21 protein-coding genes are annotated in these 21,724 nt (G+C 73.8%); 14 read left to right on the plus strand and 7 right to left on the minus strand.

What is annotated here, in order from left to right; all coding sequences use genetic code 11:
• Positions 1-65 precede the first annotated feature (65 nt).
• The 7 genes from D1350_RS15830 (at position 66) to aztD (ending at position 8,348) form a co-directional block, all read left to right on the plus strand.
• On the plus strand, positions 66-1,004 hold the full coding sequence (locus tag D1350_RS15830) for a carbohydrate ABC transporter permease (RefSeq protein ID WP_125777006.1): 939 nt from the start codon (positions 66-68) through the stop codon (positions 1,002-1,004).
• On the plus strand, positions 1,001-1,960 hold the full coding sequence (locus D1350_RS15835) for a carbohydrate ABC transporter permease (protein WP_125777007.1): 960 nt from the start codon (positions 1,001-1,003) through the stop codon (positions 1,958-1,960). The genes D1350_RS15830 and D1350_RS15835 overlap by 4 nt, the downstream gene beginning before the upstream one ends.
• Positions 1,957-2,952, plus strand: a complete 996-nt coding sequence (locus D1350_RS15840; RefSeq protein ID WP_240644148.1) for a hydroxyacid dehydrogenase — start codon at positions 1,957-1,959, stop codon at positions 2,950-2,952. The genes D1350_RS15835 and D1350_RS15840 overlap by 4 nt, the downstream gene beginning before the upstream one ends.
• A gap of 34 nt (positions 2,953-2,986) precedes the next feature.
• On the plus strand, positions 2,987-4,777 hold the full coding sequence (locus D1350_RS15845; RefSeq protein WP_125777008.1) for a glycoside hydrolase family 35 protein: 1,791 nt from the start codon (positions 2,987-2,989) through the stop codon (positions 4,775-4,777).
• 91 nt (positions 4,778-4,868) lie between these two features.
• Positions 4,869-6,119 (plus strand): YibE/F family protein, encoded by a 1,251-nt coding sequence (locus D1350_RS15850; RefSeq protein WP_125777009.1) that lies wholly within the window; start codon positions 4,869-4,871, stop codon positions 6,117-6,119.
• A 56-nt stretch (positions 6,120-6,175) separates the two neighbouring features.
• On the plus strand, positions 6,176-6,910 hold the full coding sequence (locus D1350_RS15855; protein ID WP_240644149.1) for a rhamnogalacturonan acetylesterase: 735 nt from the start codon (positions 6,176-6,178) through the stop codon (positions 6,908-6,910).
• A 145-nt stretch (positions 6,911-7,055) separates the two neighbouring features.
• The gene (aztD, locus tag D1350_RS15860; protein ID WP_125777011.1) at positions 7,056-8,348 is read left to right on the plus strand and encodes a zinc metallochaperone AztD; all 1,293 of its coding nucleotides are present in this window, start codon (positions 7,056-7,058) and stop codon (positions 8,346-8,348) included.
• A 77-nt stretch (positions 8,349-8,425) separates the two neighbouring features.
• Here aztD and D1350_RS15865 read toward each other — a convergent pair whose 3' ends face one another.
• A complete protein-coding gene (locus D1350_RS15865; protein ID WP_125777012.1) occupies positions 8,426-9,727 on the minus strand; it encodes an ATP-grasp domain-containing protein in 1,302 nt (433 codons plus the stop codon).
• Between the two features lie 143 nt (positions 9,728-9,870).
• Here D1350_RS15865 and D1350_RS15870 point away from each other — a divergent pair, with 143 nt between their 5' ends.
• Complete coding sequence (locus D1350_RS15870; RefSeq protein WP_125777013.1) at positions 9,871-10,164, plus strand: type B 50S ribosomal protein L31; 294 nt, start codon at positions 9,871-9,873, stop codon at positions 10,162-10,164.
• The gene (gene rpmG / locus D1350_RS15875; protein WP_125777014.1) at positions 10,164-10,331 is read left to right on the plus strand and encodes a 50S ribosomal protein L33; all 168 of its coding nucleotides are present in this window, start codon (positions 10,164-10,166) and stop codon (positions 10,329-10,331) included. The genes D1350_RS15870 and rpmG overlap by 1 nt, the downstream gene beginning before the upstream one ends.
• Positions 10,332-10,344: 13 nt before the next feature.
• Here rpmG and D1350_RS15880 read toward each other — a convergent pair whose 3' ends face one another.
• A complete protein-coding gene (locus tag D1350_RS15880; RefSeq protein WP_125777015.1) occupies positions 10,345-12,189 on the minus strand; it encodes a helicase HerA-like domain-containing protein in 1,845 nt (614 codons plus the stop codon).
• 118 nt (positions 12,190-12,307) lie between these two features.
• On the opposite strand from D1350_RS15880, the gene D1350_RS15885 reads away from it, so the two are divergent.
• The 4 genes from D1350_RS15885 (at position 12,308) to holA (ending at position 17,907) form a co-directional block, all read left to right on the plus strand.
• Positions 12,308-13,204, plus strand: a complete 897-nt coding sequence (locus tag D1350_RS15885) for a DegV family protein (protein WP_125777016.1) — start codon at positions 12,308-12,310, stop codon at positions 13,202-13,204.
• Positions 13,205-13,335: 131 nt separating this feature from the next.
• On the plus strand, positions 13,336-14,283 hold the full coding sequence (locus D1350_RS15890) for a ComEA family DNA-binding protein (protein ID WP_125777017.1): 948 nt from the start codon (positions 13,336-13,338) through the stop codon (positions 14,281-14,283).
• Positions 14,284-14,286: 3 nt separating this feature from the next.
• Positions 14,287-16,842 carry a ComEC/Rec2 family competence protein gene (locus D1350_RS15895; RefSeq protein WP_125777018.1) on the plus strand — a complete coding sequence of 852 codons (2,556 nt, stop codon included), beginning with the start codon at positions 14,287-14,289 and terminating at the stop codon, positions 16,840-16,842.
• Between the two features lie 60 nt (positions 16,843-16,902).
• Positions 16,903-17,907 carry a DNA polymerase III subunit delta gene (gene holA / locus D1350_RS15900; protein ID WP_125777019.1) on the plus strand — a complete coding sequence of 335 codons (1,005 nt, stop codon included), beginning with the start codon at positions 16,903-16,905 and terminating at the stop codon, positions 17,905-17,907.
• Positions 17,908-18,042: 135 nt separating this feature from the next.
• Here holA and rpsT read toward each other — a convergent pair whose 3' ends face one another.
• The 4 genes from rpsT to D1350_RS15920 form a co-directional block, all read right to left on the minus strand.
• The gene (rpsT, locus tag D1350_RS15905; protein ID WP_125777020.1) at positions 18,043-18,303 is read right to left on the minus strand and encodes a 30S ribosomal protein S20; all 261 of its coding nucleotides are present in this window, start codon (positions 18,301-18,303) and stop codon (positions 18,043-18,045) included.
• A 280-nt stretch (positions 18,304-18,583) separates the two neighbouring features.
• Positions 18,584-19,204 carry a type II toxin-antitoxin system PemK/MazF family toxin gene (locus tag D1350_RS15910; protein WP_125777021.1) on the minus strand — a complete coding sequence of 207 codons (621 nt, stop codon included), beginning with the start codon at positions 19,202-19,204 and terminating at the stop codon, positions 18,584-18,586.
• A 68-nt stretch (positions 19,205-19,272) separates the two neighbouring features.
• On the minus strand, positions 19,273-19,668 hold the full coding sequence (locus D1350_RS15915; protein WP_125777022.1) for a type II toxin-antitoxin system VapC family toxin: 396 nt from the start codon (positions 19,666-19,668) through the stop codon (positions 19,273-19,275).
• Complete coding sequence (locus D1350_RS15920; protein WP_240644150.1) at positions 19,659-19,883, minus strand: type II toxin-antitoxin system Phd/YefM family antitoxin; 225 nt, start codon at positions 19,881-19,883, stop codon at positions 19,659-19,661. Before D1350_RS15920 ends, D1350_RS15915 begins: the two co-directional genes overlap by 10 nt.
• Positions 19,884-20,011: 128 nt before the next feature.
• Here D1350_RS15920 and D1350_RS15925 point away from each other — a divergent pair, with 128 nt between their 5' ends.
• A complete protein-coding gene (locus D1350_RS15925; RefSeq protein WP_125777024.1) occupies positions 20,012-20,905 on the plus strand; it encodes an aminoglycoside phosphotransferase family protein in 894 nt (297 codons plus the stop codon).
• A gap of 14 nt (positions 20,906-20,919) precedes the next feature.
• Here D1350_RS15925 and D1350_RS15930 read toward each other — a convergent pair whose 3' ends face one another.
• Positions 20,920-21,717 carry a maleylpyruvate isomerase family mycothiol-dependent enzyme gene (locus D1350_RS15930; RefSeq protein WP_125777025.1) on the minus strand — a complete coding sequence of 266 codons (798 nt, stop codon included), beginning with the start codon at positions 21,715-21,717 and terminating at the stop codon, positions 20,920-20,922.
• Between the last annotated feature and the right edge of the window lie 7 nt (positions 21,718-21,724).

Consider the following 21,724-nt stretch of genomic DNA (forward strand, 5'->3'; position numbering starts at 1 on the left):
GCGACGACGCGATGACCGGGGGCACCGGCGACCGCCGGTGCCCCCGGCCCCCGAAAGGAGGAACGATGAGCGCCCTGACCGCGACCCCGACAGCGCGAGCGACAGCGACAGCGAAGCCTCGCCGTGCCCGCTTCCCCCGCATGGTGCTGCTGTTCCTGGCCCCGTTCTTCGTGCTCTACGGGATCTTCACGATCCTGCCGCTGCTGTACTCGCTCGGGCTGAGCCTCTACTCCGAGCAGACGACCGGCGGCCTGGGCTTCGGCGGCACCGAGCAGGTGTTCGTCGGCCTGGACAACTTCACGCAGGCCCTGGGCGACAGCCAGTTCCTCACGGGCTTCGTCAACGTCCTGCTCTACTGCCTCGTGTACATCCCGGTGATGATCAGCGTCGCGCTCGTCCTGGCACTGCTGCTGGACTCCGCCGCCGCGAAGGCGCGGCCGTTCTTCCGGCTGGCGCTGTTCGTGCCGCACATCGTGCCGGCCCTGATCGCCGCGATCATCTGGCTGTACCTCTACACCCCCGGCGTGAGCCCGCTGATCGAGGCGTTCGAGACCGCCGGGGGCACGTGGGACCTCACGTCCCGGCTCTCCGCGCTGTTCGCGCTCGGCAACCTCGCGACCTGGCTGCACCTCGGCTACAACGTCATCCTCTTCTACGCGGCCCTGCAGGCGATCCCCGGGGAGGTCCTCGAGGCCGCGTCGATCGACGGCGCCGGACCGATCCGCACCGCCGTGCAGATCAAGGCGCGCATGATCCTGGGCGCGGTCACCGTCGCCGTGCTGTTCACGGTGGTCGGTGCCATGCAGCTCTTCGCCGAGCCGCTCCTGCTGGCCTCGCGCGCGCCCGCCATCAGCTCGACCTGGACGCCCAACATGTTCATCTACCAGACCGCTTTCGTGCAGCAGGACATGGGGTATGCCGCGGCGTCGGCCGTGCTGTTCGCCGCCGTGATCGGCGTCCTGTCCTGGCTCGTGACCCGCGTCGGACGAAAGGCCTCGTCATGACCACCGCGACCTCCGTCCCTCCGGTGCCCGGCGCACCCGCCGGCGCGGGCCCCGCGGCCCCGCCCCGCGGCGGCAGCCCGGCCCACCGCCGCGGCTCCGCTCGCGCGGCCGCCGGCCGCCGGCCCGCCTGGGCCTCCCGCATCGTGGTGAACCTTGTCCTGGCCGGGTTCGCGCTCTACACGCTGCTGCCGCTGACGTGGCTCGTCATCGCGTCCACCAAGGACACCGCCGACCTCGTCGGCACGCACGGGTTCGCGCTGGCCGACCTGAACTTCGTCGAGAACCTCACGCGCATGTTCGCCGAGGACGGGGGCATCTTCGGTCGCTGGATGCTCAACACCGTGGCGTACGCCGGGGTGGGCGCGGCGCTGTCCGTGCTGGTCTCGCTGCTGGCGGCGTTCGCCTTCGAGATGTACGACTTCCGCGGCAAGGAGAAGGCCTTCGGCTTCGTGCTGATCGGCGTGCTCGTCCCGGCCGCCGTGACCACCATGCCCCTGTACCTGCTCGCGTCGAGCACGGGAATGGTCAACACCTTCTGGGGAGTCTTCCTGCCGCAGGTGGCGAGCCCGTTCGGGGTGTACCTCGCCCGCATCTTCATCGCCTCGTACGTGCCTCGCGAGCTCATCGAGGCAGCACGGATCGACGGCGCGGGCGACTTCCGGGCGTTCTTCAGCGTGGCGCTGCCGGTGCTCAAGCCCGCCGCCGTGACGCTCTTCCTCATGGCGTTCAGCGCCATCTGGAACAACTTCTTCCTGCCGCTGGTCATGCTCACGGACCGCTCGCTGTTCCCCGTCGCGCTGGGCATCTACACCTGGAACCAGCAGGAGATCGCGGACCCGGCGTACGCGCCGCTCGTCATCGTGGGGTCGCTCCTCGCGATGCTGCCCGTCGTGGCGCTCTTCCTCGCCCTCCAGCGCTACTGGAAGGCCGGCATCGGGGCGGGGGCGCTCAAGTGACCGCCCGCCGTCCCGTCGCCGCCCTCGCGATGCTGCCGGACCTGCCAGTGCGGCTGTTCGGGTCCGACGCGGCCGAGCGCCTCGGCGAGGTCCTGGACCTCCTGCCCGGGATCATGGACTCCGAGGGCCGGTTCCCCGGCCCGGTGGACGAGATCGAGGTGCTGGTCGCCGGCTGGGGCGCGCCCCTCCTCGACGCCGGTCTGCTCGACCGGATGCCGAAGCTCCGCGCCGTCGTCTACACGGCCGGCTCGACCAAGGGCATCATGACCGCCGAGGCCTACGCCCGGGGCGTGCGCGTCAGCACGGCCGCCGGGGCGAACGCGCTCCCGGTCGCCGAGTTCACGCTCGCCGCGATCCTCCTGGCGGGCAAGCGCATCTTCGCGATCTCGGACGAGTACCGCAGCACGCAGGACTACCGGCCGCCGTCGGCCCGGCACGCGCGGTGGGGCAACAACGGCGTCGTCGCGGGCATCGTCGGCGCCTCGCGGATCGGGCGCCGGGTGATCGAGCTGCTCGCGCCCTTCGACGTCGAGGTGCTGCTGTACGACCCGGTGGCGCCCGACGACGTGCCGGGCGTGACGCGTGTCGGCCTGGAGGAGCTGCTCCGCAGGAGCGACGTCGTCAGCGTGCACGCCCCCGCGAACGCCGAGACGCACCACATGATCGACGGTGCCGCCCTCGCCCTGATGCGCGACGGCGCCACGCTGATCAACACCGCCCGGGGCAGCCTCGTCGACCAGGGCGCGCTCGTGGCGGAGCTCGAGTCGCGGCGGCTGTACGCCGTCATCGACGTCACCGACCCGGATCCGCTCGACGCGGGCTCGCCGCTCTTCTCGGCACCCAACCTGGTGCTCACCCCGCACATCGCCGGCTCGCAGGGCAACGAGCTCCTGCGCCTGGGCGACGCCGCCCTGCGCGAGGCGGCGCGCTACGCACGCGGGCTCGAGTTCGCCGACGGCGTGCCCGAGTCGAGCCTCGCCCACATCGCGTAGCCGTCGAACCGCGTAGCCCCCGAGGGAGACCAGCATGACCAGCCTGACCGTCTACGGCGCGCAGCTCCTGCGCGACGGCCGCTCGCACCGCATCCTCTCGGGCGCCCTCCACTACTTCCGGGTCCACCCGGACCAGTGGGCGCGGCAGCTGCGCATGCTCCACGCGATGGGTCTCAACACCGTCGAGACGTACGTACCCTGGAACCTGCACGAGCGGGACGAGGGGCGCTACGACTTCGAGGGCCTCGCGGACCTGGAGCGCTTCGTCGCGCTGGCGGACCGGGAAGGGCTCGACGTCATCGTCCGGCCGGGACCGTTCATCTGCGCGGAGTGGGAGAACGGCGGGCTGCCGGCCTGGTTGACCGCGCGCACAGGCACGCGGATCCGGTGCCTGGACGACACCTACCTGCCGGCGGTGGACCGCTGGTTCGACGAGCTCATCCCGCGGGTCGCGGCGATGCAGCACACGCGGGGCGGGCCGGTCTCGATGGTCCAGGTGGAGAACGAGTACGGCTCCTACGGCTCGGACGCGGCGTACCTGGAGCACCTGCGCGCGGGTCTCGTGGCGCGCGGGATCGACGTCCCGCTGTTCACGTCGGACGGCGACGAGGACTGGATGCTCGCCGGGGGCACCCTCCCGGGAGTGCTGGCGACCGTGAACTTCGGCAGCCGGGCGGGACGCGCGTTCGCGGCGCTGGACAAGTTCCGGCCCGACCAGCCTCGCATCTGCATGGAGTTCTGGGACGGCTGGTTCGACCACTGGGGCGAGGACCACACCGAGCGCGAGCCGCGGGACGCCGAGAACGCGCTGCGCGAGATCCTCGACCACGGGGGTTCGGTGAACCTGTACATGGCGCAGGGCGGCACGAGCTTCGGCCCGTGGGCGGGGGCCAACCGCGGCGGTCCCGTGCACGACGGCGAGTACCAGCCCACCATCACGAGCTACGACTACGACGCGCCGATCGACGAGCGCGGCGACCCCACCGAGACGTACTGGCGCTTCCGTGACGCGCTGCTCGGGTTCCGCCGTTCGGTCGGGGACGAGTCCGAGGTGCCCGACGTGCCGCTGCGCCTGCCGGAGCTCGAGGAGCAGGCCTTCCGGCTCGTCCCGGTGGCCGGGTCGGCGTTCGCCGCCGCCGCCGGGGTCTCGACGTCGCCGGTGCCGACCGTCGAGGAGCTCGGGCTCGACCAGGGCGTCGTGATCCACACCGCCGTCGTAAGCGGCCCGCGCGCCCCGCTCCCGCTGCGCGTCACCGGGGTCCACGACCGGGCGTCCGTCTACGCCGCGGGCCGCCTCGTCGGCTCGGGCGCCGGACCGGTGGTGGAGGTGCCGCTGCCCGCGGTGCCCGCGGAAGGGCTGCGTATCGACGTGGTCGTCGAGACCCTCGGGCGCGTCAACTACGGGCCGCTCGTGGGCGAGCCCAAGGGCATCACCGGCCACGTGATGCACGAACGGCAGGTGGTGCACGGCTGGACGAGCCGCGCCGTCCGGCTCGACGAGCTGGACCGCCTCGCCCGGTGGGACGCGGCGAACGAGGCGGTGGCCGAGGTGGCGCCGCTGACGCTGACGGGCACGTTCGTCGCGCCGCAGCGCGCCGACACCCGCCTCGCGGTCGACGGGGTCGACCGCGGCGTCGCGTTCGTCAACGGCTTCTGCCTCGGCCGGTTCGACGCCGCAGGCCCGCAGCACAGCCTCTACGTCCCCTGGCCGGTGGTGCGGGAAGGGGAGAACACGGTCACCGTCGTGTCGCTCGACCCGCGCACCGGCACCCCGACCCACGCCTGCGCACGGCTCGTCCGCGGATCGGGATTCATCCCGGCCTGAGCGGCCCCCCTGCCGCCCGGCGCCGGCCGGTCGCCTCGCTGGGGAGACGACCGACCGGCGTCGGGCACCCTCGCCGTGTGAGGATGCCGCCATGGCTGCCCACGCACACTCCCACGGGCCTGTGCCCGCATCGCCCCCGAGGACGCGAGCCGTCCTCGCGGCCACCCTGGTCCCGGCGCTCCTCGCGACTCTGATCGGCCTGTGGGCGCTCTGGCCGAGCGCCGACGAGGTGCCTGACCGGGTGCCCGTCGTCGCCGAGGGCAGCAAGTTCGTCGACGTGACGATCGAGGGCCACGCCGACCCGGAGACGGGCAGCATCCCCGTGCGGCTGCCTTCGGGGGAGCTGTCGTCGATGCAGTCGCCCGGTCCGACGATCCCGCTCGAGCCCGGCGACCGGATCGTGGCGCTCAGCATCGAGGAGATCGCGCAGGCGGTCGACCCGCTCGTCTTCATGGACTTCCAGCGGGAGGTCCCCCTCGGCTGGCTCGCCGTCGCCTACGGCCTGGTGGTGCTGCTCGTGGCCCGCTGGCGGGGCCTCGCGGCCATGGTCGGGCTCGGCGTCGCCTTCGCGGTGCTCCTCGGCTTCACCATGCCCGCCCTGCTCGCCGGCCAGCCGGCGATGGCGGTGGCTCTGGTGACCGCCTCGCTGGTCATGTTCGCCACGCTCTACCTGGCGCACGGGTTCTCCGCCCGGACGTCGGCCGCGCTGCTCGGGACGCTGCTCGGCCTGGCGCTGACCGCCGTCGTCGGCGGCTGGGCAGCGGGCGCCGCCCAGCTGACCGGTGCCACGTCCGAGTCCGCCCAGTACCTCCCGTCCGCCGCGCCCGGTGCCGACCTGCGAGGCATCGCCCTGTGCGGGCTCGTGCTCGCGGGCATGGGCGTGCTCAACGACGTGACGATCACGCAGGCGTCTGCCGTCTGGGAGCTGCGGGCCGTGGCGCCCGGGGCCACCCGCGGAGAGCTCTTCGCCCGCGCGATGCGCATCGGGCGCGACCACATCGCGTCCACGGTCTACACGATCGCCTTCGCCTACGTCGGCGCCGCGCTGCCGCTCATCATGATGGTCTGGTTGATCGACCAGTCGCCCGTGTCGGCACTCTCATCGGGCGAGATCGCCGAGGAGGTGGTCCGCACGCTCGTCGGGTCGATCGGCCTGGTGCTCGCCATCCCGATCACGACGGCGATCGCGGCGCTCGCGGTGCCGGGCCCGGTCGCGGGGGCGTACGCGGGGGAGCCGGGGCCGGGGGCCGGTCCCGCGGCGGGTCCGGAGTCGGGGGCCGGGCCGCAGGCTGGGCCGGACACGGACCGGGACGACGACCTGGCGTGGGCGGCAGCCCGCTGACTAGGATGGCAAGCGCTTTCCAACATGTCACCGACGACGAGAGGCAACGACGCCCCATGACCACCGAGAGCGCCGCCACCCCGGCCCGCACGATCTTCCTCGCCGGTGACTCGACGGCCGCCCCCAAGGACCTCGGCGTCGCCCCCGAGGCGGGCTGGGGGATGGCCCTGCCGTTCTACCTCGCTGACCGGATCGCCGTCGCCAACCACGCGCGCAACGGTCGCAGCACCAAGAGCTTCGTGGACGAGGGGCGCCTCGCGGCGCTCCTCGCAGAGGCGCGCGAGGGCGACGTGGTGGTGATCCAGTTCTCGCACAACGACGAGAAGATCGAGGATCCCACCCGGTACACCGAGCCCTGGTCCACCTACCAGGAGCACCTCGCCCTCTACCTGGAGGGTGTCCGGGAGCGCGGGGCGGTCCCCGTGCTCGCCACCTCGGCGGAGCGGCGCCGGTTCGACGAGGGTGGGAAGGCTCTTCCCACCCACGGCGAGTACCCGGACGCGATGCGCGCGCTCGCCGAGCGGGAGGGCGTCCCGTTCGTCGAGGTCCAGCGGACCACGCTCGCCCTGTGGCAGCGCCTCGGGCCCGACGAGACCACGCGGTACCTCCTCCACACGCCCGACGGGCGCCGGGACGACACGCACTTCAACACTCCCGGTGCGGCGGCCGTCGCCGCGATCGTCGCGCGCGGGCTCGTCCAGGCGGGCGTGCTGACGCCCGAGGACGTCCACAGCCTGGACCAGGTCCCCGAGCCGTCCTGGTTCGCCTGGCTCGCGGAGCCGCCCGCGTAGGGCGGGCCGGCTGGGCCCGGCGCCGGCGGCGGCCGGGGGGCACTTTTGATAATGATTCTCGTTCTGTGGTTCACTGTGGCCCGCGCCTGTGAGAATGATTCCCATCACGGGCGTCCACCCCTGTCTGCGCCACGAAGGACGCCACATGACTCGCTCCGTACACCGCCGCCCCGCGGCCCTCGCCCTGGTGCTCACCCTGCCGCTCGTTCTCGGGGCCTGCGCGTCAGGGCAGCCCGCCGGATCGGCCTCGGCCGATGCCTCTGCCGGCGCGACAGCGCCACCCGCCACCGAGAACCAGACGACCACCCCGCGCCTCGCGGTCACCTACGACGGCGGCATCCGGGTGCTCGACGCGCTCACGCTCGAGGAGGCCGCCGACCTCGAGCTCGACGGCTTCAACCGCCTCAACCCGGCCGGCGACGGACGGCACGTGCTCGTCTCGACCACGGGCGGTTTCCAGGTGCTCGACCTGGGGACCTGGGCCGCGGCGCACGGTGAGCACTCCCACTACTGGACCGCCGAGCCCGTCCTGACCGGCATGGTCTACGAGGCCACCGAGCCGGGCCACGCCGTGGCGCACGACGGCCGGACGGCGCTGTTCGACGACGGCACCGGCAAGGTGACGGTGCTCGACGCCGCCGAGGTGGGCGAGGGCGGCGGCGACCTGCGCGAGCTGACCACGCCGTCGGCCCACCACGGGGTCGCTGTCGAGCTGCCGGACGGCGTGCTCGTGGTGTCCGAGGGCACGGAGGAGGGGCGCACCGGGATCCGGGTGCTCGACGCCGACGGTCACGAGACCGCCGCGAGCGACGAGTGCCCCGGCGTGCACGGCGAGGCCGTGGCGGCCGACGGGGCCGTCGTGATCGGCTGTGAGGACGGCGCCCTCGTGGTCCTCGACGGAGTGATCACGAAGGTGCAGTCACCCGACGCCTACGGCCGGATCGGCAACCAGGCCGGCTCCGAGGCGTCACCGATCGTGCTCGGTGACTACAAGGTCGACAAGGACGCCGAGCTCGAGCGCCCCACGCGCGTGTCCCTCATCGACACCCGCACCGCCACCCACCGCCTCGTCGACCTCCCGGCGAGCTACACGTTCCGCTCGCTGGGCCGCGGCAGCGACGGCGAGGCCCTGGTGCTGGGGACCGACGGTGCGCTCCACGTCATCGACCCGGAGGCCGGCACGCTCGTGCGGTCCATCCCCGTCATCGACGCGTGGGAGGAGCCCCTCGAGTGGCAGGAGCCGCGGCCCGCGGTCCTGACGCTCGACGGGTCGGTCTACGTCACGGACCCTGCGGGCAGCGCGATCCACGCCGTGGACCTCGAGACCGGCAAGGTCTGGCTCTCCGCCGAGCTCGACGTGGTGCCCAACGAGATCACGGGCGTGTCCGGCGACGAGGAGGCCCACGGGCGCGAGGACGAGGGGTCGCACCAGGACTGACCGTTCCACCCCGCCCGCGGAGATAGCCCCCGTCTGCGAGACAGGTGCTGGACACGCCTGTCTCGGCGGACTTGGGCCTATCTCGCGGGCTGTACGCCCGTCTCGGCGGGGGTGGTGAGCTCCAGCTCCAGGTCCAGGCCTGCGACGATCTCGTCCGCCCACTCCTTGGCCCGCCCTCCCGTCGGGTCGGCCACCAGGACGTGACCCAGCCGGTCGTTGTTGTCCGCCGGTCGCACCACGCGACCGGCGGGCGGCAGCTCCCAGGCGACCACGCGGCCGTCGTCGGCCAGGTGCTCCGCGCCCCGGACGGCGCGCAGGACGCCGTCGGCCGGAGCCGTGACGAACGAGACAGCCGCGCTCGCGGCGGTGCCGCCCGCCGGCGGGGTCGTCACGTCTCGGCCCAGGGCAAGGTCGACGAGGAGAGCCAGCGGGCTCTCGCCGGTCACGAGCCGGACCAGGTCGAACACGAAGCCGCCGCCCTGGCGGGGGTTGAGCTCCACGACCCGCGGCCCGGCGGAGGTGAGTCGCACCTCGGTGTGGCTGAGGCCGTGCGTGTACCCGAGGGCATCGAGCGTGGCCACCACGTGGCGCTCGACGACGGCGCGCGTGGCCGTGTCCAGGGGTGCGGGGAACAGGTGACCGGTCTCGATGTAGGCGGTGTCCCCGCCGGGGAGCGCCACCTCCTCGACGGTCTTCGCGGTGATCCCGAGGATGCGGGTGCGCCCGCCGGTGGTGACCGCCTCGACGCTCACCTCCGGACCTTCCAGGACCTGCTCGAGGAGGGCGAGCCGCTCGAGCGGCTGTTCCCGCGAGTTCCGCTCGGGTCCGGTGATCGCCGAGAACGCCTCGGCGAGCGCGGTCTCGTCGGCGACGCGACGCACTCCTGTCCCCGAGTTCAGGTCGACGGGCTTGACCACGAGCGGGTAGCCGAGAGCGGCTGCGACCTTGCGGGCGTCGAGCCAGGTGCGGGCGGTGGCGTGGGCTGTGTCGGGCACGCCTGCGACGGCGAGCGCGCGCCGGACGAGGTGCTTCCGGGTGGCGGCGCGCAGGACGTCCGGCGCCGATCCGGGGAGGCCGAGCGCGGCTGCGGCGACCGCGACGGCGGGCAGGTAGTAGTCGCAGGTCGACAGGACGCCGTCGATCCGGCGCCGGCGGGCGACCTCCCTGGCGGCCGCGGCGGTGGCGTGGTCGTCGTTGGTCTCCGCGACCACCACCTCGTCGGCGAGCGCGAGCACCGGGTGAGGGCGCCCGTCGGGCAACCGGTACAGGCCGGGGTCGCGGGTCAGGAGGACGTAGTGGTGCCGTGAGTCGCGAAGGAGCGGAGGGAGCGTCAGGCCGGTCGACTGGAGCCAGCTCTCGATCATCATCACCGTGGACATGCCGTCACCAGCCGGTAACGAGAGTCGTTCTCATCATGAGTCCTGATGATGTCACGAGGAGGCGGCTGCGGCTCACCGAGATCATGGAATGAGAACGGTTCTCGATCTGTTGGGGAGGGCGAGACGCTCACCAGGAGGACGCCATGAAGAAGACCATCCACCCGGAGTACGGACCCGTCGTGTTCCGCGACACGAGCGCGGGCTTCGCGTTCCTCACCCGGTCCACGCTGGTCGGTAGCACGCCCGCAGGCCCGGGGCGTCCCGCCAAGACCGTGGAGTGGGAGGACGGGAACACCTATCCCGTGATCGACATCGAGATCTCGAGCGCCAGCCACCCGTTCTGGACCGGCGCCGCCCGTGTGGTCGACACCGCCGGCCGCATCGAGAAGTTCCGCCGCCGCTATGGCGCCGGCAGCACCGGAAAGGACAACGGCTGATGGCCTCGAAGACCGGCCTCCGCCCGATCGTCACGCTGCGTTCCACCGCGGGGACGGGCTTCACCTACGTGACGCGCAAGAACCGCCGCAACGACCCCGACCGCCTGGTGGTCCGCAAGTACGACCCGCTGGTCAAGCAGCACGTGGAGTTCCGCGAGACGCGGTGACCCCACCGGGCGGCTACCGCCGGCGGGTGCCGAAGATCGAACGCGTCAGCTCGCGGACGATCGTGGTGCCCGCCGTGCGGACCACGGACGTGACCACGCGGGAGCGGTCGCGCGCGGCCGCCTCCCGGCGACGCTGCTCCGCCCGCTCGTCGGCCGAGGCCTTCTGGGCCGCCTCCTTCTCGAGCCGGGAGCGCATCTTCTCCAGCTCCGCCTGTTCCTTCTTGGCGGCGGCCGCCCGTTCCTCCGCGGCCTCCTGCTCGGCCTCGGCCGCCTCGCGCGCCACGACGTCCTGCTGGGCCCGGACCTGGAGCAGCTCGAACGCCGACTCGGGGTCCACGGGCGTGCCGTACTTCGCCTGACCGGGCGAGGCGGCGACGACCTGGTCGATCGTGGCCTCCGGCGCCGGGTCCATCGAGGCCTGCGGGGCTCGGACCCGGGTCCACGCCACGGGGGAGGGCGCCCCCTTCTCCGTCAGCACGGTGACTACGGCCTCGCCGGTGCCGAGCGACTGCAGCAGCCGCTCGATGTCGTACGGCGAGTGCGGGAACGTGCGGGCGGCCGCGCGCATCGCCGCCGCGTCGTCGGGCGCGAAGGCGCGCAGCGCGTGCTGCACCCGGTTGCCCAGCTGGGCGAGGACGTCGCCCGGCACGTCCTTGGGGTTCTGCGTCACGAAGAACACGCCCACCCCCTTGGACCGGATGAGGCGGACGGTCTGCACCACCTGCTCCAGGAAGTCCTTCGTGGCGCCCGTGAACAGCAGGTGCGCCTCGTCGAAGAAGAACACGAGCTTGGGCTTGTCGGCGTCGCCCACCTCGGGCAGCTCCTGGAACAGGTCGGCGAGGAGCCACATGAGGAACGTCGAGAACAGCGCCGGCTTGTCCTGGACGGCGGGGAGCTCGAGGCAGGAGACCACGCCCTTGCCGTCGGCCGTCCGCAGCAGGTCGCCGCTGGAGAAGGCGGGCTCGCCGAAGAAGACGTCGGCCCCCTGGCCCTGGAGGGCCACGATCTCCCGCAGGATCACGCCGGCCGTCGCCGCGGAGATGCCGCCGATGCCCTTGAGCTCGTCCTTGCCCTCGTCGCTCGTCAGGTACGCGATCGTGGACTGCAGGTCCTTCAGGTCCAGCAGCGCGAGCCCCTGCTTGTCGGCCCAGTGGAAGATCAGGCTCAGGCTCGACTCCTGGGTGTCGTTCAGCCCCAGGACCTTGCTCAGCAGCAACGGCCCGAAGTCGGTCACCGTGGTCCGGATCGGCACACCCTTGCCCATGCCGCCGAGACTGTAGAACTCGACGGGGAACTGCGTGGGCGCCCAGTCCTGCCCGATGCTCTGGGCTCGCGCCCGGATCTTCTCGTTGTCCGTTCCGGGTACGGCGATGCCGGACAGGTCTCCCTTGACGTCCGACACGAAGACCGGCACACCCGCGAGAGACAGGCCCTCGGCCATGCCCTGCAGCGTCTTCGTCTTGCCGGTACCGGTAGCGCCCGCCACGAGCCCGTGGCGGTTCAGCATCGACAGGGCGAAACCGACCTGGACGGCCGGGTTCGGCGTGGCGTCGCCCCCGACCTCGCCCTCCAGGAGCGCGCCGAGCGCGAGCGTGCCGCCCTCAGCGGCGTAGCCCGCCGCCACCTCGGCGGCATACCCCTCGAGGCTGCCCGACGGCGGAGCGGTCGCCGGGGTGGCCGTTGCTCCGGTGGTGCTGACCTCGGCCGTGCTGACCTCGGCAGTCGGTGGCGCGGGGGCGGGAACGGGCTCGGTCCGGGTCTGTTCCGCCGCGGCGCGTTCAGCGTCCTCGAGGGCTTTCCTCGCCGCCTCGGCGGCCGCGCGCAGTGCGTCGAGATCGGGGGTCTGTGCGTCCGGCATGGTTCGGATGCTAGGGCGGTACGGGGCGGTGCGCGCGGCGGATGACGAACGCCTGTGGACGCCAGGGCTGACCGGGGGCTTCGGCCAGGGTCTCGAGCGTCGGTAGAGTGTCCGGCACATGCGCGCCATCCGACGAGCTCCCGCCGAGGTGAGACCAGAGGTCCGGGTCGTCACCGACTCCACGTCCTGCCTGCCTGCCGCCGTCCCCGGACCCCGAGGGGGGGTCGGTCCCACGGTGGTGCCCCTGCGCGTCCTCGCGGGTGAGCGCGCGTACGAGGAGGGCGTCGACATCACGCCCGACCGGGTCGCCGAGCTGGTCGCCGCGGGGGAGCGCGTCACCACGTCGCAGCCCCCGCCCGAGGCGTTCACGGCGGTGTACCGCGACCTGGCGGCAGAGGGCGCGAGGAGCATCGTCTCGCTGCACCTGTCGGGCGAGCTGTCCGGCACGGTGCAGTCCGCCCGGGCGGCGGCGGCCCGTTCACCGCTCGCCGTGCGCGTCGTCGACTCCCGGACCGCCGCCATGGGCCTCGGGTTCGCCGCGCGGGCCGCCGCCGAGTGCGCGGCCGCCGGCTGCGACGCCAACCACGTGGCGGACCGGGCCCAGGAGGTGGCCCGGAGCACCAGCGCCCAGTTCGTCGTCGACTCCTTGGAGCACCTCCGCCGCGGCGGGCGGCTCTCCGGCGCGGCCGCCGCGATCGGGACGGTGCTCGGCGTGCGGCCGGTGCTCGGCCTGCGGGACGGCCGGATCGAGCTGCTGCACCGCGTGCGCACCCGCGCGGCCGGGATGGAGCGGCTGCTCGAGCAAGGGGCCGCCGACGTCGCGGCCGCCACCCGGCCCGTCGTCGCCGTGCACCACTTCGGTGCGCCCGAGCGCGCCGGGATCCTCGCGGGCCGGTTGCACACGCGGACGCGGGCCGAGGTGGAGGTGCGACCGCTCAGCGCGGTGCTGGGCGTGCACGTGGGTCCCGGAACCATGGCAGTCGTGGTCACGGACCTGGGCGACCACACGCACTGACGACCGCTCCGACCCCGCTGACGGGCTCGGGCGGGCGGGAGCCCGACCACAGGGCGCAGATCCGGGCGACCGTGCACAGGTGATCCGCGGAGCCGCCCGGAGGACGGCCGAGGCCGCCTACGGTCGGGCGCATGGAGCACCTCACAGACCGTGGGCCGGCCGCCCGGACCGGCACCGGCGACGATCCCGGGAGTGCTGCCGGCGCGGCGGCCGAGCCGCTGGCCGGGGCGCCGGCCGGGGCGCCGGTCGCGGCGCCGGTCGCGGCGCCGGTCGCGGCGCCGGTCTCCGCCGAGGCGGAGGCGGCCGAGCTGGTCGCGCGGCTCCGGTCGCGGCGCTCGGCTGCTGGGGTCGCCGCCGCCTACGCGGCCGCCCACGGGAACATCGGGGAGCCGCCGCCTGAGGAGGGTGCGCGCCGCTGGGCGCTCGCAGGCCGCACCGCGCTGGTCGCCGCCGTCTCGCTCCTGATCCTGGCGGCGGTCGTGGCCCTGGTGGCGTTCGGGCCGTGGCGCGACGGGGACGTCCAGGCGCTCGCTCCGGTGGCCGGCCCCGCCTCGTCGGACGACACGCCCGATCCCGCGCCGAGCCCCGCACCCGCAGGCGCACCCGCGGCGAGTGCCGCTCCCGGCCCGGCCCCCGGCCAGGTCGTGGTGCACGTGGTGGGGCAGGTGCACGGGCCGGGGCTCGTCTCGCTGCCCGACGGCGCCCGCGTGGCCGATGCTGTGCAGGCAGCCGGAGGTGCGACCGGGGAGGCCGACCTGTCGGCCCTGAACCTGGCCAGGCCGGTCGTGGACGGCGAGCAGCTTCGTGTCCCGGCGCCGGGGGAGGTGGTCGTCGTGCCGGAGCAGGGGAGCGGAGGTTCGGGCGGACAGTCACCGGCGGTCGGCGACGGTCTCGTCGACCTCAACACCGCCGACGCCGCGGCGCTCGACGCGTTGCCCGGCATCGGGCCGGTCCTCGCCGAGCGGATCGTCGCCTGGCGTGACGAGAACGGTCCCTTCGCGAGCGTCGACGAGCTCGGCGACGTGGACGGGATCGGTCCGGCGCTGCTGGGCAAGCTGCGCGACGACGTCCGGGTCTGAGGAATGGCCGACCTCCGCCTCCTGCCCGCGGCGGCCACGGCCTGGGCGGCGGCCTGGTGGGTCACCGGGCCGGGCTCGGGTGCGCCAGGCCTCGTCGCTGGACCCGTCGCGCTCGTCGTCGTCGCGCTGGTGCTCGCACGCCTCGTGCACGTCCGGCCGCGCCACGCCGTGCCCGGCGCCGCACGGCTGGGCCTCGACGTACGGGGTCCCGGGCGGGCGGGCCTTCCGCACGCGACCCTCGCGCACGCGACCCTCGCGGCCGCAGGCCTGCTGGCCGTCCTGATCAGCGGGCATGTCCACCTGGCAGGGAGGGCGCCTGTCGCCGCGATCGCCGCCTCGGGGGTGACCGCGACCCTGACCGGGACCGTCGTGTCGGAACCGGCAGGGGTGAGCTACGGTCACGCGCAGGCGGCAGCCCAGGCTCCGGCAGGCTCCCTCGGCGCCGTCGTAGGCACCTCCGACCAGCGATGGGCCCTAGCGGTCCGCGCGATCACCGCCCGAGGCGTCACGACGTCCGCCCGAGCCCAGGTGGAGGTCACGGCGCCGGCAGGCGGAGACGTCGCGTACGGGTCGGAGGTGGTGGTGACCGGTCGCCTGAGGCCGGCGGAGCCGGGCGATCCCGAGGCCGCCCGCCTGGGGGCCACCGCCGTCGCTGCTGAGCCGCCTGCGGGCCTCCACCACGTCACGGCAGTCTTGCGGTCGGCGCTCCTCGCCGTCACGGACGACCTCTCGTCACAGGCCCGCGGGCTCGTCCCGGGCGCGGCGATCGGCGACACGTCGCGCGTACCGCCGGAGCTCGACGACGCCATGCTCGTCTCCGGGCTGACGCACGTGACAGCGGTGTCCGGAAGTCACTTCGCCATCGTCGTCGCGGTACTCACCGCCCTCGCGGCGACGGCACGCCTCCCGCGCGCGGGCAGGGTGCTGCTCGTGGCGGTCGCAGCCGGAGGGTTCGTCGCCCTCGTCCGGCCCGAGCCCAGCGTGCTCCGGGCAGCGGCGATGACGGCCCTCGCGCTGGCCGGGACGTCGCTCGGCCGCCCCTCGCAGGCGGTGCCCGCCCTGGGCGCCACGATCCTCGCGCTCCTCGTGGTGGACCCGTGGCTGTCCCGTTCCTTCGGGTTCGCGTTGTCGGCGACTGCGACGGCAGGCCTGGTGCTTCTCACCGCACCGCTCGCCGCCCGGCTGACCCCGTGGACCGGAGGGCCGCTCGCCTTCGCACTGGCGGTACCGGTCGCCGCCCAGCTGGCGTGCGGCCCGGTGCTCGTCCTGCTGGACCCGTCCGTCTCGGCGGTCTCGGTGGTCGCCAACCTGCTCGCGGCGCCCGCGCTGGTGCCCGCGACCCTTCTCGGCCTGACGGCGACCCTCCTCTCGCCGTGGCTCCCGGCCCTCGCCCACGCCGTCGCGTGGGCGGCGGGCGGTGCTACCTGGTGGATCGCCGAGGTGGCTGTACGGAGCGCGGCCCTTCCTGGTGCCCGGCTGCCCTGGCTCGCGGGCGTCGCGGGCTCGCTCCTGCTGGCCGGGCTCACTCTCGTGGCCCTGTGGGCGCTGCTTCGGCGAGGCCCGCGATCGGGCTGGCCGGAGGCGTGGCGGTACGCGGCCAGGTCCGGCGTGCGCCGTGCGGTCACGGCCCGGCGCCGTTCGTCCGTGCCCCGGCGGATCGTCGCGGGGTCGGCCGTGGTGGCCATCGTCGTCGTCATCGTCGTCGCGATACCCCGGGTGCTCCGGCCCGCGCCCGAGATCCCGCCCGACTGGCAGGTGGTCGCGTGCGACGTGGGCCAGGGTGACGGGCTGGTTCTCCGCAGCGGCCCGCAGTCGGCCGTGGTGGTCGACGTGGGGCCGGACGGCGATGCCGTCGGACGGTGCCTCGACAGCCTGGGCGTGACCCGGATCGACCTGCTGGTGCTCAGCCACTACCACGCGGACCACGTGGGCGGACTGCCCGCAGTCCTTGCCGGGCGCGACGTCGCAGCGGCGCTCGTGTCGCCGCTCGACGCCCCGGCGGCGAACGCCGAGTGGGTGCTCGGGACGCTGGCGGACGCCGCGGTCCCGGTTCAGGTGGCCGCGGCCGGAGACCGCGGTACGACGGGTTCCGCCGCCTGGGAGGTCCTGCTCGCGGGTCTCCCCGGTGCCCGGGACGTCGGTGACCCGGGCACCCGGGGCGAGGCCCCGGCGTCGGGCGGCGAGGGCGGCGACGGGGCCAACGACGCGAGCGTGGTGCTCGCCGTGAGCACGGCGGACCTGGACGTGGTCCTCCTGGGCGACCTGGAGGACGCCGGGCAGGCCGCCCTGCTCGGCGAGCTGCGTGGCCGAGGGGCGGGGGCCGTCGATGTCGTGAAGGTGGCGCACCACGGGTCCCGGGAGCAGTCGGACGGCCTGGCGGAGCTCCTCGACCCGGCGGTGGCGGTGGTGTCCTCGGGGGAGGGGAACACCTACGGCCACCCCACGGACGCTGCCCTGGACCTGTACGAAGGCGTGGGAGCCGCGGTGGTGCGCACGGACGAGTGCGGCACGTTCGCGCTGGTGGTCCGAGGCGGGACGGTGTCGCTCGCGGGCTGCTGAGGCGAGCGTCACCGGCGGTGCGGACCGGGAGGTGTGGGTGGGACGTGGCAGGCTTTGCTCGTGCCCCCAGCCACCCGAGCCCGCCGGTCCAGCGCCCCCGCCCGCAGCTGGGACGAGCCCACGCTCGCGCCCGTCGTGCTGGTGCGCGGGGCGGAGCCGTTGCTGACCGAACGGGCGGTCGACGGGGTGGTGCGGCTGGCGCGCGAGCGCGACCCGGAGCTCGAGAAGGTGGAGCTCGAGGGCGCCACCTACGGCGCAGGGCAGCTGACCGTCGCGGCGAGCCCGTCGCTGTTCGGCGAGGCGAAGGTGGTCGTGATCCTCGGTGCCGACGCGGGCACCGAGGACCTCATGGCCGACACCATCGCGTACGTCGCCCGGCCCGATCCCGAGACCACGGTGATCGTGGTGCACGGCGGGGGGCAGCGTGGCAAGAAGATGCTCGACACGGTGACGGCGTCGGGCGCACCGGTCATGACCTGCGACCCCATCGCCAAGGATGCCGAGAAGGCGCAGTTCGTGGCGAACGAGTTCCGCGCGGCAGGTCGCCGTGCCGACGCCTCAGCCGTACGCGCTCTCGTGGAAGCCCTCGGCAGCGACCTGCGCGAGCTCTCCGCAGCGTGCTCTCAGCTCGTTGCCGACACGACGGGAACCATCAACGAAGGGGTCGTGGACCGGTACTACGGCGGCAGGGTCGAGGCCACCGGGTTCAAGGTCGCCGACGCGGCGGTCGACGGCGACACGGGCCGGGCTGTCGCCCTGCTGCGCCACGCCCTCGACACCGGCGTGGACCCCGTGCCGATGGTCGCCGCGCTGGCCATCCGCCTGCGGGTCCTCGCCAAGGTCGCGGCCATGCGGGGCGGCGGCATCACCGCACGCGAGCTGGGCATCGCGCCCTGGCAGGTGGACCGCGCACAGAAGGACCTGCGTCGCTGGACCCCGGAGGGCCTTGCCGCCGCCATCAGTGCCGTGGCGCAGGCCGACGCCGAGGTCAAGGGCGAGGGCCGAGACCCCGTGTTCGCGGTCGAGCGTGCGGTGATGGCGATCGCACAGGCGCGCCGGGGCTGACCAGCCTCCTGGGCCCGCGGCCGCGCCGCCGCAGGGCGCACGAAAGGCGCCGCTCCCTGTGCCCTGGCGAAAGGGCGGGAGAGCGGCGCCTGACGAAGTTTGAGCGCCGGGCTCAGCCGAGCCTGGACATCACGCTCAGATCGACGCGACCTGCTTGGCGAGAGCCGACTTGCGGTTCGCAGCCTGGTTCGTGTGGATGACGCCCTTCGTGGCGGCCTTGTCGAGCTTGCGCGTGGCGGCGGCGAGCGCGGTGGTCGCCGCGTCCTTGTCGCCGGCGACAACGGCCTCGCGGACCTTGCGCACGAACGTCTTGAGCTCGGACTTGACAGCCTTGTTACGCAGACGGGCCTTCTCGTTCGTCTTGATGCGCTTGAGCTGGGACTTGATGTTTGCCACGTGTGGACTTCCTGGTGTGTTCGCCTGGCGGCGAGCGGATAGGTCGTAGAGGGCGGTCGCAGCTCCGGGACTGGGGTGGGGAACCCGTGGAGAGGAACTGAGACTGTGCCCGCCGACCTGGGCGGACACGCAACCACCAAGATTAGCAGAATTCGACAGGTGCGCCGAGGCAGGCGGCTGTGAACCGGGACTCACCCATGTCGTTCGTGGCCCCGGCCCCGGCCTCGGCCCCGGCCCCGGCTGTGGCCCCGGCCTCGGCGAGGCCGGCCGGCGGGGCGCCTCAGGTCAGGTCGAGCGCCCGCGCCATGTACTTCACGACGTCGTCGAACCGGTCGCGCGGCATGACCGCACCCTCGCGCCGCACGGCGTCGGGGTGCACGCGGATCACGCGGTTGATCCGCACCTCCGACGGCCGCCCCTCGCGGTCCCACGGACCGGTGCCCACGTCGAACCAGATGCGCCCGGCACGCGCCTCCTGCTCGGCGTCGCGGTCGTGGTCCTGGCTGGTGAGCTGGAGAGCGAGGAGCCACGGTCCGTCGTGACCCACGAGCAGAACCGGCCGGTCCTTGCCCTGCGAGTGGTCCTCCTCGTACGGCACCCAGGTCCACACGACCTCGCCCGGGTCGGGCTCGCCGTCCAGGTCGGGCGCGTACGTGGGGGTGACGGTGCCGTCGTAGTCGCCCGGGTACCCGGCGGTCCGCGGCGCCCGGCTGCCCGACGACGTCCGGCCCTCCGCCGGCGTCCGCCGTGCCGACACGTCGGCCGGGCTGGGCGCCGAGGCCACACGCGCGGGTTCGCGAGGCGTGTCCGCCGACCGGTCCGGCGTCGGCTTGTCCGACAGGTGCGACACCACGGCGTCGACGACGTCCTCGAGCAGGCTGATCCACGGGTTCCGAGTCACGCGGGAACTGTAGCGGCCCAGCCGAAAAGGGCCACTCGAACCCTCGGTTGGCGGTTGGTGCCCGAGGGCTACCAGCGGGTGCGCAGCCCTGGCAGCCCTGTGAAGACGTCGTCTCTCGTCACGAGCGGAACGTTCTCGACGAGCGACTGTGCCGCGAGGAGCCGGTCGAACGGGTCGCGATGGTCCCACCCCATCGAGCCCGCGAGCAGAGCGTGCGGTGCGGAGATGCGCAGCTCCTCGGCACGCAGATCGGCGACACGCTGCTCCCAGGTGCTCACCAGGAACCGTGCTTCGTCGAGCTTGCCGAGGCGGACCTTCGTCGCGACCTCCATCGCTGAGACCGCCGACACGAGAAGCCGGTTCTCGCCTCGCGCCAGCTCGTCGCGTAGCTCGGCGGGCAGGCGGTGCGGGGTGCCGAGCAGCCAGATCAGGGTGTGGGTGTCGAGCAGGTAGGTCACTCCCATGCGGCGAGCTCCGACTCGGTCAGCGACGCGAAGAAGAACTCGTCCGGCACGTCGATCGGCACAGTGCCGAACTGGCGAGGCGGCACCGCGTCCACGGGTGCCAGCCGCACGACAGGGCGGCCTGCACGCGCGATGACGACCTCCTCGCCCCGCTCGGCGCGAGCCAGGAGGCTGGAGAGGTTGGTCTTGGCCTGTTGCACGTTCACCGTGGTCACTCCTTGACGGTAAGGACGAACCCTGGTCTGGTCAAGGGAACCAGACCAACCCATCATAAACTCTAGACATCCCGCCTGCCTGCCGAAAAGCCCTGGCCGCGACCTCACGGCACTCCTAGCGTGGCCACGTGCCGCTCCATGACGACGAAGTTCCCGTCCACCCCGACCAGGTCCGCCGTCTCGTCGACGACCAGCTGCCCCGGTGGGCGCACCTGCCGCTGCGTCCCGGCCCCCCGGGTGGTACGGACCACGTGCTCTACCGCCTGGGCGACGACCTGCTGGTGCGCCTGCCCAAGATCGGCTGGGCCACGGGCCAGGTGGAGTCTGACGCTCGCTGGCTGCCGTTCCTGGGCGAGCACCTGCCGGTCGACGTCCCGGTGCCCCTCGCTGTCGGGGAGCCCGGCGAGGGCTACCCGTACCGCTGGTCGGTGACGCGGTGGCTGCCCGGCGCCGCCGCCGCGCCCGGCACGTTCGACGCGGTCCCGGTGGCGCGCCAGGCGGCCGAGCTCGTCGTCGCGCTGCGCGCGGTCGACACGACCGGCGGCCCGGTCAAGGACGGCACGAGCCGGGGGGTGCCGCTCGACCGGCTCGACCCGTCCGTGCGGGACGCGATCGCCGCGTGCGGCACCCGGGTCGACGCCGCGGCAGTCACCCGGGCGTGGGACCGCGCTCTGGAGGCACGGCCGTCGTCGGGCGGCGCCTGGATCCACGGCGACCTGCTCCCGGGGAACCTGCTCGTCCACGAGGGGTGCCTGAGCGGCGCGATCGACTGGGGTGGCGTGGGGGTGGGCGACCCGGCGGCTGACCTGATCCCGGCCTGGACGCTGTTCCGCGGCGAGGCACGCGAGCGGTTCCGCGAGGCCGCGGCAGAGGGCCTTCCTCACCCTGAGGACGCTTGGGAGCGGGCGCGCGGCTGGGTCCTCGTCCAGGGTGTGATCGGGCTGCCGTACTACTGGGACCGGTGGCCGGAGTTCGCCCGGGAGGGCCTGGCGCGGGTCGACGAGGTCCTGGCCGAGGGCTGACCGACCTGGCCCGCTCAGGGGATGATGTGCTCCGCGAGGGCGTGCGTGAGGTCGCGGTGGTCGCCCTCGATCGTGACTCCCGCCTCCTCGGGCGTGAGGCGCCGCCACAGCATGAGGGCGAGCCCTTCGGCGGTGCCGGTCACCAGCACGTCGGGTGCGACCTCCTCCGCACGGTCGCCGGAGGCGCCCAGCACCCACACGGGGGCGCCGGGCACGTCTGTCGCGGCGAGAGCGACGGGGTGCCGCAGAGGAGCCATGCGACCGAGGGCGACCTGGCGCGGCTGGAGCACCGCGACCACCTCGTCCACCGTGTCGCTCCAGACCTCCGGCGCCGCGGGCGCGAGCCCGAGCGCCGGGGCGCCCGCCTCGGCGGCCCGCAGGTCGTGGAGGTGGACGAGCGTCTCGTGGGTCTGCCGACGGTGCCAGAAGGTGACCGGCCCGGTGCCGTCGGGGGTGAGGCCTCCGAGGACCCGCCCCATGGCGTGCGGCCCGAGCGCGCCGAACGTCTCGCGGACCACGGCCGCGTGGACGTTGTAGTGGCTCGCGAGCCCTTGCGCGTCGAGGCCGGAGTCGAGGGCGGGCGGCTCCGGGTCTTCCTCGCCCCGGGCGCGCGCCGCGGCCCAGTCGTGGATCTCGGCGAGGTGCTCCACGAGCTCGCGGACCGTCCAGTCGCCGCACGCGGGCACACGTGCCGCGGGGTCGGCGGTCAGGACGCCTGTGCGGAACTGCTCCTGAAGGTCCGCGAGGACCGACAGGTACGCGATGGTGCTCGGGCTGCCTGCGCCGCGCCCGGCCGGGGTCTCCACGGTCATGGGCGCA

This window comes from Antribacter gilvus (genome assembly GCF_003946865.1).
In the GTDB taxonomy this organism is placed as follows: Bacteria; Actinomycetota; Actinomycetes; order Actinomycetales; family Cellulomonadaceae; genus Antribacter; species Antribacter gilvus.